Raw genomic sequence first — 15547 nt, 5'->3', positions numbered from 1 at the left:
CCCGCGGTTTGGCTAGCCGTCGCCGGGGCCCGCGTCGGCCCGGCCCGCGGAGGGCCGATCGCCCAGGAAACCGGTGGTGCGCGGATCGAAAAGCAGCACCGTGACCACGGCCGCGGGGACCAGCCACAACCAGGCCATCAGCGCGTTGCCGGGCATGACGAACTGGAAGGCCAGGATGATCTGGAAGACCTGCCAGACCAGCACGGCGGCCCGGGTCCAGGCCCGACCGCGGAAGAAGAAGTGGGCGACCAGCAGCTGCCATGCCCCGGCCGCAAGGACCAGCGCCAGCATGAACAGCCGCGCACCCAGGCCCAGTGTCCCGGGTGCTCCCAGCTGCATCGCGTAGCCCACCCCGTAGGCGAGCACCGCCGCGCCCTCGAGCACCAGCAGGGCGCTAATCAGCAGCACCGAAACCGGACGGCGCATGGGAACGGGATGGGAGGGTTGCACGGCAGGCTGGTTCATCACCCCTCAAATCTAGCCGGGCGCACCCGGCGAAGCGAAAGCGGAGGGGATCGGAATTCGACCCGAACGGCGGCGAAGGTGCCAAACAACACCCTTGTCAGCGGCGCCGAAACCTGTTACTCGATGCCCCGTTTCGGCGGCTTGTGACGAAGCACTCAAGACTGCGGCCCTATTTACAACACCGGCCCCTTGTTTACGTGAACGTAACATGAAAACCTTGTTAGGCAGTCGATCGGGCGAGCTAAATTCTCCCGTCCTGCTGTTTTCGCCCCGGCTGCAAGCCTTGGGCAGTTCTCCCTCAGACCTACTTTCAAGGAGCATCATCAAGCATGGATTGGCGTAGCCGCGCGGCCTGTCTGGACAAGGACCCGGAGCTGTTTTTCCCGGTTGGAAACACCGGACCGGCTCTGCTCCAGATTGAAGAAGCCAAGAGTGTCTGCCGACGTTGCCCCGTCGTCGACACCTGCCTGCAATGGGCCATCGAATCCGGCCAGGATGCCGGCGTCTGGGGTGGCATGAGCGAAGACGAGCGCCGTGCGCTCAAGCGCCGGGCTGCACGCGCCCGTCGCGCTTCCTGACGCTTCACAGCACCAAGATTTCGATCGGGGGCCGGTTCCAATGGAGCCGGCCCCCGATTTTGCACCTCCACACCTCCCGATCCGAACACCGGCAGCAACAAACCTGCACGGATTCGTGTTGGAACAACCCGATATCCGCACCCATAGTTACGATCGATAAGTGACAGAGCCCCGAACCGACCCACGCATTGGCGCCACCCTCGACGGCCGCTACCGGCTGGATGCACGCATCGCCGACGGCGGCATGTCCACCGTGTACCGCGCCATGGACACCCGCCTGCACCGCACGGTGGCCGTCAAGGTGCTGCACGCACACATGTCCTCCGACCCGGTGGTGCTCGAGCGCTTCGCCGCCGAGGCCATCATCTCCGCCGGGCTGACCCACCCGAACATCGTGGGCGTCCGCGACCACCACGTCTCGGGCGACGCCGCCTACCTGGTCATGGAGTACGTGCGCGGGCTGAACCTGCGCGAGGTGCTGGCCGAGCGCGGCCGGTTCACCCCGCGCCAGACCCTTGCCGTGCTGCAGGCCATCTGCACCGGGCTCTCCGTCGCGCACGCCGAAGGCATCGTCCACCGTGACATGAAGCCCGCCAACGTGCTGATTTCCGACGACGGACGCGTGAAGGTCGCCGACTTCGGGCTCGCCCGCGCCGCCTCCGCGCACACCAACGCGACGACGTTCTTCGGCACCGCCGCCTACATCTCCCCCGAGCTTGCCGTGGGCGACCCGGCCGACGAGCGCAGCGACATCTACGCGGTGGGCATCATCGCCTACGAGCTGCTCACGGGGCAGCAGCCGTTTACCTCCGAAAGCGCCTACGGGCTGGCGTTCAAGCACATCAACGACCGCGTCCCGGCGCCCTCGGCGATCGTGCCCGGGCTCTCCCCGGAGCTGGACGAGCTCGTCGCCTATTGCACCAACAAGGACCCGGAGGACCGCCCGCAGGACGCGTCGTTCCTGCTCAGCGATCTCAAGCAGATCCAGCAGTCGCTGACCCGCGAACAGCTGGACCTCGATTCCGAGACCCTGGGCGGCATCACCGACCTCATTCCCCCGGCCGCGGCCCCGCACACCACGGTGCACGACAGGCTGGCCCAGGCGCAGCTGTTCCGCAATTCCGCCGCCGAAAGCGCCGCTTCGGCCATGGCCGGCGCGGCGGGCGAAACCGCCGTCCATGCGCCGCAAGACGACGCCACGGCGGCCCTCCCGGCCTTGGCGCGGGACGGCGATCCGGAGGCCGCGTCGCTCTCGGACGACCGGACGCAGGCGATGCCCGCGCCCTCGCAGGAGACCACGCTGCTGCAGCCCCGCTCCGACCAAACCAGCGTGCTTTCGCGGCAGGGTTCGGTCGGCGGCAACACCGGGCAGCTTGAAACGGTGCAGTCACCGGGCCAGCGCCCGCTCTCGGCGCGGCAGGCCAAGAAGAGCGCCCGGGCCGCGGAACTGGCGTGGAAAAAAGAAGCCCAGATCCCCACGCACCAGCTCGCCCCGAAGTCCCCCGCACGGCGCAAGTGGCTCATCGCCGTGCTGCTGACGATGCTTGCGGCGGCGATCGTGGCGGTCGGCCTGTTCTTCGGCATGGGCCCCGGCGCCCCCTTCACGGTTCCGCAGCTGACGGGCGTGGCGCGTGCGGAGGCGCTCTCGCGGCTCGAGTCGCAGGGCGTCGCCGCCACCACCAAGGAAGTTTTCGACGAGAAGATCGAGCGCGGCCTCGTGGTGGGAAGTGAACCCGCCGCCGGGGAAACGATCCGTCGGTTTCAAGGTCTGGAGCTGAGCGTTTCCAAGGGTCCGGAGCTCTTTGCCGTGCCGAACCTGACCGGCCGCAAGCTGGCCGCCGCCGAAAAGGACCTGGCGGAGGCCCATCTGGCCCTCGGCGAGGTGTCCAGGAAGTACTCCGAGGAGGTCGACAAGGGCGTGGTGATCAGCCACAGCCCCGAGACCGGGGACAAGGTGCGGCGCAGCAGCAAGGTCGCGCTCGTCGTCTCCCGCGGGCCGGCGCCGGTCGATGTGCCGAACCTCGTGGGCATGAAGGCGGGGAAGGCCAAGTCCGCGCTCAAGGATGCGGGGCTGAAGGGCGCCGAGGGGTCGAAGGAGTACAGCCGCACGGTCCCCGAGGGCGCGGTCGTTTCGCAGGACCCCGCGGGCGGCCAGGCGGAGCGCGGCTCCACCGTCACCTACGTCGTCTCCCGCGGACCGCGGATGATCGAGGTCCCGGACGTGCAGGGCAAGCAGGTGGGCGAGGCCCGCGCGGCCTTGGAGGCGCTCGGCTTCAAGGTCGAGGTCGACGAGTTCCTCGGCGGGTTCTTCGGCACCGTGCGCTCCCAGAGCCCGTCGGGCGGCACCGCCCCGGAGGGATCGACCGTCAAGCTGGTCGTCGTCTAGGAAGGCGTTCCGGGCAGCAGGTTGCCCGCTGCAAACTTGAATCGTCGAGAGCCCGGGCCCGCCGGAGTTCTAGGCGATCAGCCTGTTGCGTGCCGCCACGGGTGATGGCCCGCAACGGGCCAAAGTCCCGGGCGCACAAAGTCCGATGGCCGGGTTCCTACCCCACGGAAAACGTGGGAAGGAACCCGGCCATCGTGCTATGCCGTGGTTGCGGGAACCGCTAGCCGCGCTGTCCGCGCTTGGCCAGCGCGCCGGAGACCAGGAACGCCATCTCCAGGGACTGGCGGTGGTTCAGGCGCGGGTCGCAGACCGACTCGTACAGGTCGTCGAACTGTTCCTGGCGGATCGGGTCGGCGCCGCCGAGGCACTCGGCCACGTCGTCGCCGGTCATCTCCACGTGCAGGCCGCCCGGGAAGGTGCCCAGCGCGTCGTGCACCTCGAAGAAGCCGCGGACCTCGTCCATGACGTCGTCGAAGTTGCGGGTCTTGTAGCCGTTGCCGCTGGTCACGGTGTTGCCGTGCATCGGGTCGGTGACCCAGAGGACCTGGGCGCCGGAGGCGGTGACCTTCTCGACCAGGTTCGGCAGCTTCTCGCGGATGTTCTTCGCGCCCATGCGGGTGATGAAGGTCAGGCGGCCCGGCTCGCGGTTCGGGTCGAGCTTGTCGATCAGCGCCAGTGCGTCCTCCGGGGCGGTGGTCGGGCCGAGCTTGACGCCGATCGGGTTGCGGACGCGGGACAGGAAGTCCACGTGCGCGCCGTCCAGCTGGCGGGTGCGCTCACCGATCCACAGGAAGTGGCCGGAGGTGTCGTACGGCAGCTCGGTGCGCGAGTCGGTGCGGGTCAGCGCGCGCTCGTAGTCCAGCAGCAGGGCCTCGTGGGAGGCGAAGAACTCGGTGCGCTTGAGCGCCTCGAAGTCCGCGCCGCAGGCGTCCATGAACTTGACCGCGCGGTCGATCTCGCCGGCCAGCTGCTCGTAGGCGGTGTGCGCCGGGTTGGTGGTGAAGCCCTTGTTCCAGGAGTGCACGTCGCGCAGGTCGGCGAAGCCGCCCTGGGTGAAGGCGCGGATCAGGTTCAGCGTGGCCGAAGAGGTGTTGTACGCCTGCACCATGCGGCGCGGGTCGTGGGCGCGGGACTCCGGGGTGAAGTCGTAGCCGTTGACGATGTCGCCGCGGAAGGCCGGCAGCGTCACGCCCTCGCGGGTCTCGTCATTGGAGGAACGCGGCTTGGCGAACTGGCCGGCCATGCGGCCCATCTTGATGACCGGCATGGAGGCGCCGTAGGTCAGCACGACGGCCATCTGCAGGATGGTGCGCACGCGGGCGGAGATCTTGTCGGCGGTGGCGCCGTCGAAGGTCTCGGCGCAGTCGCCGCCCTGGAGCAGGAAGGCCTTGCCCTGCGCCGCGGCGGCGAGGCGCTCGCGCAGCACGTCGACCTCGCCGGCGAAGACCAGCGGAGGGCGGGAGCCGAGTTCACGAATGGACTCGGCATAGTGCGGGTTGTCGTTCCAGGTCGGCTGCTGGGCGATCGGCAGGGTGCGCCAAATATCCAGTGCTGGGTCGGCTGCGGGGCCCGCCGGCGAACGGCCTGGCAATGAGGAATTCGAAGATAGCTGAGTCACCCTCTAAGCGTAAACCGCCGCGCCCGCCGCGCGGGCATCCGGAGCGTAACCCAAGGCATCGGGCCGTTCACAGTGCGCCGCCAATCCGCGGCGCACCGGCGGCGCCGCCGGCTACTTCTTGCCCTGCTGTTCGCGGCGTTCGGCGTCGAGCCGCGCCTTCACCGTCGCCGCGTAGGAGTCCACGTATTCCTGGCCGGAGAGGCGCATGATCGCGTACATGATCTCGTCGGTGACGGAGCGCTGCACAAAGCGGTCCTCGCTCATGCCGGCGTAGCGGGAGAAGTCCAGCGGTTCGCCGATGATCATGCCGACGCGGCGGATGTTTGGCACGCGCTTGCCGATCGGCTGGACCTTGTCGGTGCCGATCATTGCGACGGGGATGACGGGAACCCCGGCTTCCAGGGCGAGCTTGGCCACGCCGAGCTTGCCGCGGTAGAGCCGCCCGTCGGGGCTGCGGGTGCCCTCCGGGTAGATGCCCAGCAGCTGCCCGTCGACCAGCGCCTGGGCGCCTGCGCCGAGCGAGTTGGCGCTGGCGGCACCGCCGGAGCGGTCCATCGGCAGCTGGTTGATCATCCGGAAGAACCACGCGGTGACGCGGCCCTTGAGGCCCTTGCCGTTGAAGTAGTCGCTCTTGGCCAGGAAGATCACCGGGCGGTCGACGGCCACGGGCAGGAAGATCGAGTCGGAGACCGAGAGGTGGTTGCTGGCGATGATCGCTCCCCCGGTTTCGGGGATGTGCTCGATCCCCTTGACCCACGGCCTGAAGAACACCGTTACCAGCGGTCCGACGATGAACCGCTTCATGAACAGGTAAAACATGTGGTGTGTGCCTTCCGGGCCGGTATGGGATTGTGCTGGCGGGCGCGCGAAAATGCCCGCACCGCAAATCAAGTGATGATTCGGTCGTTCTCCGTTAGGCTCTAACTGTAGGCAAAACATTGCCAAAGGTCATACCCCGGCCCGTGCCGAGAGCGCCGTTCGGCCAAACCCATGCGAGGGAGCAAACCGTGCCAAGCAACCAGAAGCTTTCCGGCCAGGACGCAGAAGTCAACGCGCCGTTCCACCACAAGGGGGACAACGGCGAGGCGGTTCTGGTCATCCACGGGTTCACCGCCGGCCCGGCCAGCATGCTGCCCTGGGCCCAGGCGTTCGCCAAGGCCGGATACACCGTGGACCTGCCCGTCCTTCCCGGGCACGTGACGAGTTGGCAGGAGCTCTCCAAGACGCCGCACTCGTACATCGTCTCGGCGGTGGAGCGGGCCTACGAGGCGCTGGCCGCCAAGCATTCGCGGGTGTACGTCGCCGGCATGTCGATGGGCGGGGCGCTGGCCCTGCACCTTGCGGCAACGCACTCCCCGGCCGGCCTGGCGCTGATCAACCCGGGGTTGACGATCGAGTCCCCTGTGGTGAAGTTCACCGGCGTGCTGCGCTTTTTCCTGCCGTCGATCAAGTCGATCGCCAACGACATCGCCAAGCCCGGCGGCGACGAACACGCGTATTCCCGCACCCCGATCGGCGGCGTCCACCAGCTGCGCAAGCTGTTCAAGGCCGCGACGCAGGGCCTGCCGAAAATCACCTCGCCCATCATCGTCTTCAGGTCCGACCAGGACCACGTGGTCCCCGAAAGCAGCATCGAGGTGCTGCGCTCCGGGCTGAACGAGAACCTTCCCGTCCAGATCCGCCGGCTGGAACGGAGCTACCACGTGGCCACGCTGGACTACGAGGCCGACGAAATCTTCAACGAGTCGATCGAGTTCTTCAGGAAGTTGAGCAGCGCGCACCATGACTGATCCGTTTCACGAGCCGGCATCCCCCGGCGATTCCGACGACGCCGTCTGGGAGGACCTTGTGCGCCGCCTGGAGGAAGATCCCGCGGCCGGTCCGGACCTGCCCGGGGAACCGAGCCCCAGCGCCGGCACCGGCACCGGTTCCGGCGGCACCGACCACGTGGACCCGACGCTCTTCCGGATGCACCCCGCGCTTGGCGGCCCGCGCGACTACGAGGCTGCCGACGACCACGAGGGATTTGTCCCCGAGGATCCCCCGGCGCTGGGCTCCGGGAACCCGCTGCTCACCCTCGCCTGGACCGCGGCGGCCGGGGCCCCGCTGATGCTGCTGGTGCTTGCCATTTTCTGGCGGCGGGCGCCCATGCCCCTGTGGATCGGCCTGTGCGTCGTGGCGCTGGCCGCGGGCGGGTTCCTCTTCGCCCGGCTGCCTCGCTTCCGCCACGAGGGCGACGACGGGGCCCGGGTCTAGGGTGCCGGTCGCGGCCTCGGGATGCGCGTCGACGTTCGCGTCGGGAATCGCGCGTCCCCGCTCCCGCCACCGCAAAGACGATCGGGCGTGTTGCCAAGACCGGAAAATCCCCGTAGGTTACCAGTGAGTAAACAATGTGACGCAAGCCACTAGGATGGTGGTAGTGGGACCGGTAGCAGGCATGCAGATCCCGGCCCTCCGACCGAAGGAGCCCCGATGCAGGAATTAGTTGTCCCACCGCTGGTGGAGTCGCCGCCCCAGACCAACACCACCGACTTGCTGCTGCGCCACGCACGCTCCGCGGCGAACCCGCCGTTGCTCTCGAAGCCGGGGCCGAACGGCAGCTGGATCGACATCTCCGCATCCGAGTTCGCCGCGGACGCCTCCGCCCTGGCCAAGGGATTCATCGCCAGCGGCATCGAACCCGGCGGCCGCATCGGCCTGATGGCCCGCACCCGGTACGAGTGGACGCTTGTCGACTTCGCCATCTGGTTTGCCGGCTGCGTCACGGTCCCGGTCTACGAGACCTCCTCCCCCAGCCAGGTGGCCTGGATCCTCGGCGATTCGCACGCCGCCGCCGTGGTGGTCGAGGCGCCGCGCCACGAAAACGTCGTCCGCCAGGCGGCGCACCAGGAGGGCCTGGACGAGCTCAGCCACGTGTGGCAGATCGACGGCAACGGCCTGGACGCCCTGCGCGAGGCCGGCAGGGACGTGAGCGACGCAGCCTTGGAGGAGCGCCGCTCCGCCGCCGGGCTCGACTCGCTGGCCACCATCATCTACACCTCCGGCACCACCGGGCGGCCCAAGGGCTGCGAGCTGACCCACTCGAACTTCGTGGAGCTCAGCGACAACGCCGCCGCGGCGCTGCCCGAGTGCGTGTACCCCGGCGCATCGACCATCATGTTCCTGCCGCTGGCACACGTGTTCGCCCGCTACATCTCGGTCCTCAGCGTCGCCGCCGGGGTCAGGGTCGCGCACACCGCCGACGTGAAGAACCTGATGGGCGACCTGCAGTCGTTCAGACCGAACTTCATCCTGGCCGTGCCGCGCGTCTTCGAGAAGGTCTACAACTCCTCGATGCTCAAGGCCGAGGACGGCGGCAAGGGCAAGATCTTCCACGCCGGCGCCGACACCGCGATCGCCTTCTCCCGCGCGGAGCAGGACGGCAAGGTGCCGCTAGTCCTGAAGCTCAAGCACAAGCTCTTCGACGTCCTGCTGTACTCGAAGATCCGCGCCGCCATGGGCGGAAACGTGGTGCACGCGGTCTCCGGCGGCGCCCCGCTGGGCGAACGCCTGGGCCACTTCTTCCACGGGATCGGACTGACGGTCCTGGAGGGCTACGGCCTGACCGAGACCACCGCGCCGATCACCGTGAACACCCCGAAGCACATCAAGATCGGCACCGTCGGGCGCCCGCTGCCGGGCAACGGAGTGCGGATCGCCGAGGACGGGGAGATCCTGGCCAAGGGCTTCTGCGTGATGCGCGGCTACTACAACCGGCCCGACCTCACCGCGGAGACCTTCGTCGACGGGTGGTTCCGCACCGGGGACATCGGCGAACTGGATGCCGACGGCTTCCTGCGCATCACCGGGCGCAAGAAGGAAATCATCGTCACCGCCAGCGGCAAGAACGTCGTCCCGGCGATGCTCGAGGACCAGATCCGCGCCGACGCCTTGGTGTCCCAGTGCGTCGTGGTGGGCGATGCCCGCCCGTTCATCTCCGCGCTGGTCACCCTGGACGAGGAGGCCCTGCCGGGCTGGCTGGAGCGCCACCACCTTCCGGCCGGGACCACCACCGCGCAGGCGGCCGTGATGCCGGAGGTCCGCGAGGCGGTTGCGGCGCTGGTTGCCAAGGCGAACGGCAGCGTCTCGCGCGCGGAGCAGATCAAGGAGTTCCGGATCGTGCCGACCGACTTCACCGAGGCGTCGGGGCACCTGACCCCGTCGATGAAGATCAAGCGCGCCCAGGTCCTGAAGGACTTCGAGTCGGTGGTCGAGGAGATCTACGGGGGCGTGAAGCCGCGCGCCTGAGAGCCGCGGCAACGCCGGGCCGGGCCCGGCGCGGGAGAACCGTCCGTACCTGAGGGGCAGGGACGGACACCAACGGTGTCTGTCCCCGCCCCTCATTTTCGTCCCGGGCGGCCGCGAGTCTAGAGGGGGTCCCCGGGCCGCGACTCGAGGCCCAGCGACAGCAGCGCGTTTTCCACGACCTCGCTGAGCGCCGGGTGGATCCAGAACTGCCCGCGCGCCATCTCGACCAGGTCCAGGTCCGTCACCATGGCCTGGATGAGCGGCTGGATCAGCAGAGCGGCCTCGTGCCCCATGATGTGGGCACCGAGCAGCCGGCGGGTGCCCTTGTGCGCCACCAGCTTGACGATCCCCTCGGTGTCCTCCATGGCCCAGCCGTAGGCGGTGGACCCGAAGTGCTGGATCGCCGTGGCCACGTCGTTGGCACCGTGCGCAGCGATCGCCTGGGCCTCGGTGAGCCCGACGGACGCGACCTGCGGGTTGCTGAACACCGCAGCGGGCACGGCGCCGCGGTCCATGACACGCATCGCCCCGGGGTTCTCCAGATTGTGGACCACGACCCGCGCCTCGCGGTTGGCCACGTGCTTGAGCTGGTCCACGTTGGCCACGTCGCCCAGCGCGAACATCCCCTCGACGGGCTCCCCGCCGCGCATCACGCGCTGGTACTGATCGACGCACAGGGCGCCGTTGGAGCGCAGGTCCAGGCCGAGCGCCGCAACGCCCAGGGTGTCGGTGTTGGGCCGGCGACCCACCGCGACCAGCACCGTGTCGGCGTCCAGCACCAGTTCGCCCCCGGCGCGGGCAAAATGCAGGCGCAGGTGGCCGTCGTGCTCCTCGATGCGCACCAGGTTCGCATCGAGCTCCACGTTCCAGCGCTTGGCCGCGGCCTCGGTGAACGCCGCGGAAATGTCCGCGTCCTGCTCCCGCAGCAGCGCGCCGGAGCGGTTCACCTGGGTCACCGTCGAGCCGAAGGAGGCAAACACCGCGGCAAACTCGCTGGCCACGTACCCGCCGCCGACCACGACCAGGCGTTCGGGCAGCGCCTCGAGGCGCATGATGGTGTCCGAGGTGTGGATGCCGGGCAGCTCGATGCCCGGCACCTGCGGCAGCACGGCGCGCGAGCCGGCCGCGATCACGATCTTCTTGGCGTCGATCGTCGTCCCGGAATCCGTGAGCAGCCGGTGGTCCGCGGTGAGGGTGACGTGCTGCTGGTACAGGTCGACGTTCTCCAGCTCGTCGGCCCGGTAGTGCCGGCCGCCCTCGGAGATCGCGTCGATGCGCCCGAAGATCCTGTCCCGGATCGCGGCCCAGTCGCTGCCCTCGTGCACGAGGTTCACCCCGAGCTCCCGGGCCTGCACGGCGCTTGCCGCCAGCTGCGCCGGGTAGGCGAACATCTTGGTGGGGATGCACCCGACGTTGAGGCAGGTGCCGCCGAAGATGCCGGCATCGATGATGGCGACCTTCTTGTCGTCCCAGAACGGGGTGATCAGCGAGTTCCCGGAGCCGGAGCCGATGATTGCGAGATCGTAGTGCGCGGTCCCGTAGTGCGCCACGGCCTAGCTCCCCGCCCTAATCGCGGAAATTTCGGCGACCAGCTGGTCCAGCGCGTGGCGTGCGGCCCGGCGCGGCGCCCGGCGTTCGGGTGCAGGCAGGCCCAGCGCCGCGTCATGCGGCAGCACGACCACGGGCCTGTCCAGCGACGCCGGCAGTTCGAGTGCGCCGCCGTCCTCCGTGGCACCGTAGTTGACGACGAAGACCGTGCGCTCCACGAGACCGGCGTTGTCGTTGGCCTCCAGCCAATCCAGCTTCTCGCGGAAGGTCCCGGTCGCCGGGGCCGCGGCGGGTGCCAGCAGGACCAGGACGTCGGTGTCCTTGAGCAATCCGTCGAAGGCGGCACGCATCAGGCCCGGGCCCGCGCCGCGGACCTGCAGGTTCCGGCCCTCCAACCGGTACTCGAGCGCAGCGCACAGCGTCGCCAGGCCGGCATGCGGCTCCAGCGCAACGACGGTGACGATTCCCGGCGCGCCGGCCGGGGCATCGGGCCGTCCGGTAAGCCGCTCCCCCGCCACCTCGGCATCGGAATCCGCCGGCGCGGACGCGGCGTGCAATCCCGCCGGGGCCCCGGCCTGCGGCTTGCCGTCCGGCCCGGCGGACGGGCCTTCGGTCGGGCTCGCCCCGGTAGCCTTGTGTGCCGACGGCGCGGCCGCCCCCGTGGTGGCCCCGCGTTTCCGGAACAACCTGGCGAAGAAACCCGCAGAACTCCCTGGCATGAAACCCGACCCCTTTTCGCAGTGTCTATGTTCGCAGTGACAATTTTTCGAAACAGCTGTTTGCCGCGGGCGGCCCAACCTGTGGTCAGGCCGCCGAATCGCACCATAACACGTGAGCGAGGATGAACGCCCGGTCCGGGGTCCATCCTCGCTCACGTGTTCATCTGGTGCACGAACCACGCATCAACCGCAGTCAATGCCCGGTTCGTGCCCGGTTGGTGTACCGGCTGGCGCTGGTTAGGCGGGTACGACGACGAGCAGCAGGTCCCCGCCCTGCACCTGCGCGGTGCCGCCGATGGCCAGGCGGCTCACCGTGCCGGCGACGGCGGAGGTGATGCCGGCCTCCATCTTCATGGCCTCGATCGTCGCCACCGTGGCGCCGGCCTCGACCAGGTCGCCCACCGCGACCTTGGCCGTGACGGCACCGGCGAACGGCGCCGCGATGTGGCCGTGGTTGGACGCATCGGCCTTCTCCGCGAGCACCGCGGTGGACTCCACCGAATTGTCGCGCACCATCAGCTGGCGCGACTGGCCGTTGAGCGTGACCATCACGGTGCGCATGCCCTTCTCGTCGGCCTCGGAGACCGACTGCAGGGACACCAGCAGGCGCACGCCCTTGCCCAGGGACACGACGTGCTCGCGGCCCCGCACCAGCCCGTAGAGGTAGTCGCGGGTGTGCAGGGCGGACAGGTCCCCGTAGGTCTCCAGCGTCGCAAGGTAGTCGCGCGTCGGGCCGGCGAAGAGCAGGCGGTTCAGCGTGGCCCGGCGGGTGTCCGAATCCGCCTCCAGCGCCGCCGAGTCCTCCGGGTCCAGCACCTCGAGACGCGGGTGCACGACGCGGCCCTCCAGCGCCTTGGAACGGAAGGGTTCGGGCCAGCCGCCCGGCGGGTTGCCCAGCTCCCCGGAGAGGAACTGGATCACCGAGTCCGGGATGTCGAAGGACTTCGGGTCGGCCGCGAACTCGTCGGGGTCCACGCCCATGCCCACCAGCGCCAGGGCCAGATCGCCCACCACCTTGGAGGACGGGGTGACCTTCACCAGGCGGCCCAGGATGTGGTTCGCCGCGGTGTACATGTCCTCGATGGCCTCGAAGCGCTCCCCCAGGCCCAGCGCGATGGCCTGCTGGCGCAGGTTGGAGAGCTGGCCTCCGGGGATCTCGTGGCGGTAGACGCGGCCGGTCGGGGCCGCAAGGCCGGACTCGAACGGCGCATACATGGCGCGCACCGATTCCCAGTACGGCTCCAGGGAGGCCGCTGCCTCCAGGGAGATGCCGGTGTCGCGCTCGGTGTTCTCCAGCGCGGCGATCAGCGCCGAGGAGGAGGGCTGGGAGGTGGTCCCGGCCATCGAGGCCGCCGCCACGTCCACCGCGTCGACGCCCGCGTTGATCGCGGCCATCAGGGTCGCCAGCTGGCCGCCGGCGGTGTCATGGGTGTGCAGGTGCACCGGCAGATCGAAGCGCTCGCGCAGGGCGGTGACCAGCTTCGCCGCGGCGGCCGGGCGCAGCAGCCCGGCCATGTCCTTGATCGCCAGGATGTGCGCGCCGGCGTCGACGATCTGCTGGGCCAGGTTCAGGTAGTAGTCAAGCGTGTACAGGTCCTCGGCCGGATCCAGCAGGTTGCCGGTGTAGCACAGCGCCACCTCGGCCACCGCGGTGCCGGTGGCCCGGACCGCCTTGATCGCCGGGGCCATCTGCGAGACGTCGTTCAGCGCATCGAAGATGCGGAAGATGTCGATGCCGGTGGCCGCGGCCTCCTTCACGAACGCGTCGGTGACCTCGGTCGGGTACGGGGTGTAACCCACGGTGTTGCGCCCGCGCAGCAGCATCTGCAGCGGGATGTTCGGCAGCTCCGCGCGCAGCAGCTCCAGGCGCTTCCACGGGTCCTCGCCCAGGAAGCGCAGCGACACGTCGTAGGTCGCCCCGCCCCAGACCTCCATGGAGAACAGCTGCGGCATCACGTGCGCGTAGGCCGGGGCCGCGGCCAAAAGGTCGCGGGTGCGCACCCGGGTGGCCAGCAGCGACTGGTGCGCGTCGCGGAAGGTGGTGTCGGTGACGGCGACGGCGGTCTGCGCGCGCAGGGCCTTGGCGAAGCCCTCCGGGCCGAGTTCCAGCAGGCGCTGGCGCCAACCTGCCGGCGGGGCCTGCTCGGTGGACGGGCCGTCGAACGGGGAGCGGTCCGGTTCGGAGAGCTTGTCGCCCGGGAAGGAGGGCAGCTTCAGGCGCGGGTCGATGCCCTCGATGCGCGGCCCGTTCGGGTGGTTGACGGTCACCCCGGCCAGGAAGGACAGGGCCTTGGTGCCGCGGTCCTGGGACTTGTTGCCGGTGAGCAGGTCCGGGCGCTTGTCGATGAAGTCGGTGGCGACGTCCCCGGCGATGAACTGCGGGTCGGCCAGCACGTTCATCAGGAACGGGATGTTGGTGGTGACCCCGCGGACGCGGAACTCGGCCAGCGCGCGCCGGGCACGGGCCACCGCGGTGGCGTAGTCGCGGCCGCGGCAGGTGAGCTTGACCAGCATCGAGTCGAAGTGCGGGGACACCTCGGCACCGGTGTAGATGGTGCCGCCGTCCAACCGCACCCCGGAGCCGCCGGCGGAGCGGTAGACCGTGATGGTCCCGACGTCGGGGCGGAAGCCGTTGGCCGGGTCCTCGGTGGTGATGCGGGACTGCAGGGCGACGCCGCGGATCTGCAGCTCGTCCTGGCGGATGCCCAGGTCCTCGAGGGACTCGCCCGCGGCGATGCGCATCTGCGCCTGCACCAGGTCGACGTCGGTGATTTCCTCGGTGACGGTGTGCTCCACCTGGATGCGCGGGTTCATCTCGATGAACACGTGCTGGCCCGCACGTTCGCCCACGGTGTCGAGCAGGAACTCGACGGTTCCGGCGTTCTGGTAGCCCAGGGCCTTGGCGAACTTGATGGCGTCGGCGTAGAGCGCCTGGCGGATGCCCTCGTCCAGGTTCGGCGCCGGGGCGATCTCGATGACCTTCTGGTGGCGGCGCTGCAGCGAGCAGTCGCGCTCGAAGAGGTGCACGATGTTGCCGTGCTCGTCGGCCAGGATCTGGACCTCGATGTGGCGCGGGCGCAGGACGGCCTGTTCCAGGAAGACCGTGGGGTCCCCGAACGCGCTGCCGGCCTCGCGCATCGCGGCGGAGAGGGATTCGGCGAGCTGGTCGCGGGTGTCCACGCGGCGCATGCCGCGCCCGCCGCCGCCGGCGACGGCCTTGACGAAGATCGGGAAGCCGATCTTCTCGGCCTCCTTGGTCAGGTAGGCGACGTCGTCGCTCGGTTCGGAGGACTGCAGCACGGGGATGCCCGCGGCGCGGGCCGCCTTCAGCGCGGCAACCTTGTTGCCCGCGAGCTCCAGCACGTCCGCGGAGGGGCCGATGAACTTGATGCCCTCGGCGGCCGCGGCGCGGGCCAGGTCCGGGTTCTCGGAGAGGAATCCGTAGCCCGGGTAGATGGCATCCGCGCCCGATTCCTTGGCGACGCGGATGACCTCGGCAACATCCAGGTAGGCGCGGACCGGGTGGCCCTCCTCGCCGATCTGGTAGGCCTCGTCGGACTTCTGGCGGTGGATCGAGTTGCGGTCCTCGTACGGGTACACGGCGACGGTCTTTGCGCCCAGCTCATAGCCGGCCCGGAAGGCGCGGATCGCGATCTCACCGCGGTTGGCTACCAAGATCTTCGTAAACATGGCGCTCCTGCAAAATGATATTAAGGGTGAATTAAGCACACGGGTTCGAGGGTCAGAACTCATGGTTTCGGGATGGAAGCCAAGGTTTCCGGCCCCCAAAGTCACACCATACCGTGATCTGGCGCACCCAAAGCAAAAAGATTGCGCAGGGTACGAAACAGTAGTCTCACCGCAAGCTGGTAACCGTGGCGGCAAAGGTCCGTGAACCCGATTATGATATTAAGGGAACCAATCGTTGCATCATGGGAAATCGACA

The 15547-nt window shown here is 69.0% G+C and carries 11 protein-coding genes; 5 read left to right on the top strand and 6 right to left on the bottom strand.

Features of this window, described 5'->3' with window-relative positions; all coding sequences use genetic code 11:
- Positions 1-12: 12 nt before the first annotated feature.
- On the bottom strand, positions 13-468 hold the full coding sequence (locus ACFY5D_RS16565; protein ID WP_387532250.1) for a hypothetical protein: 456 nt from the start codon (positions 466-468) through the stop codon (positions 13-15).
- A 326-nt stretch (positions 469-794) separates the two neighbouring features.
- Between ACFY5D_RS16565 and ACFY5D_RS16560 the strand changes: the two genes are divergently transcribed.
- Positions 795-1043, top strand: a complete 249-nt coding sequence (locus tag ACFY5D_RS16560; RefSeq protein ID WP_068738138.1) for a WhiB family transcriptional regulator — start codon at positions 795-797, stop codon at positions 1041-1043.
- A 160-nt stretch (positions 1044-1203) separates the two neighbouring features.
- Entirely contained in the window at positions 1204-3429 is a 2226-nt protein-coding gene (locus tag ACFY5D_RS16555; RefSeq protein WP_387532246.1) for a PASTA domain-containing protein, read from the top strand.
- Between the two features lie 220 nt (positions 3430-3649).
- Here the strand turns inward: ACFY5D_RS16555 and ACFY5D_RS16550 are convergent, their stop codons facing one another.
- Together ACFY5D_RS16550 and ACFY5D_RS16545 are read right to left on the bottom strand one after the other, a co-directional pair.
- Positions 3650-5047, bottom strand: a complete 1398-nt coding sequence (locus ACFY5D_RS16550) for a class II 3-deoxy-7-phosphoheptulonate synthase (protein WP_387532243.1) — start codon at positions 5045-5047, stop codon at positions 3650-3652.
- Between the two features lie 111 nt (positions 5048-5158).
- On the bottom strand, positions 5159-5866 hold the full coding sequence (locus tag ACFY5D_RS16545; protein WP_387532240.1) for a lysophospholipid acyltransferase family protein: 708 nt from the start codon (positions 5864-5866) through the stop codon (positions 5159-5161).
- Between the two features lie 188 nt (positions 5867-6054).
- Between ACFY5D_RS16545 and ACFY5D_RS16540 the strand changes: the two genes are divergently transcribed.
- From ACFY5D_RS16540 to ACFY5D_RS16530, 3 genes are all read left to right on the top strand, one after another.
- Complete coding sequence (locus ACFY5D_RS16540) at positions 6055-6837, top strand: alpha/beta hydrolase (RefSeq protein ID WP_387532237.1); 783 nt, start codon at positions 6055-6057, stop codon at positions 6835-6837.
- On the top strand, positions 6830-7303 hold the full coding sequence (locus tag ACFY5D_RS16535; protein WP_387532234.1) for a hypothetical protein: 474 nt from the start codon (positions 6830-6832) through the stop codon (positions 7301-7303). The genes ACFY5D_RS16540 and ACFY5D_RS16535 overlap by 8 nt, the downstream gene beginning before the upstream one ends.
- 216 nt (positions 7304-7519) lie before the next feature.
- Complete coding sequence (locus tag ACFY5D_RS16530) at positions 7520-9334, top strand: AMP-dependent synthetase/ligase (protein WP_387532232.1); 1815 nt, start codon at positions 7520-7522, stop codon at positions 9332-9334.
- Positions 9335-9453: 119 nt separating this feature from the next.
- On the opposite strand, the gene ACFY5D_RS16525 is transcribed toward ACFY5D_RS16530, so the two are convergent.
- From ACFY5D_RS16525 to ACFY5D_RS16515, 3 genes are all read right to left on the bottom strand, one after another.
- Entirely contained in the window at positions 9454-10884 is a 1431-nt protein-coding gene (locus ACFY5D_RS16525; RefSeq protein WP_387532230.1) for a mycothione reductase, read from the bottom strand.
- 3 nt (positions 10885-10887) lie between these two features.
- A complete protein-coding gene (locus ACFY5D_RS16520; RefSeq protein WP_387532227.1) occupies positions 10888-11601 on the bottom strand; it encodes a hypothetical protein in 714 nt (237 codons plus the stop codon).
- Positions 11602-11838: 237 nt separating this feature from the next.
- Complete coding sequence (locus ACFY5D_RS16515; RefSeq protein WP_387532224.1) at positions 11839-15291, bottom strand: pyruvate carboxylase; 3453 nt, start codon at positions 15289-15291, stop codon at positions 11839-11841.
- Between the last annotated feature and the right edge of the window lie 256 nt (positions 15292-15547).

Source organism: Paeniglutamicibacter sp. NPDC012692 (assembly GCF_042901625.1).
Classification (GTDB): domain Bacteria; phylum Actinomycetota; class Actinomycetes; order Actinomycetales; family Micrococcaceae; genus Paeniglutamicibacter.
Note: the sequence above shows the minus strand (reverse complement) of the source record. Positions and strands in the feature narration are given on the sequence as shown.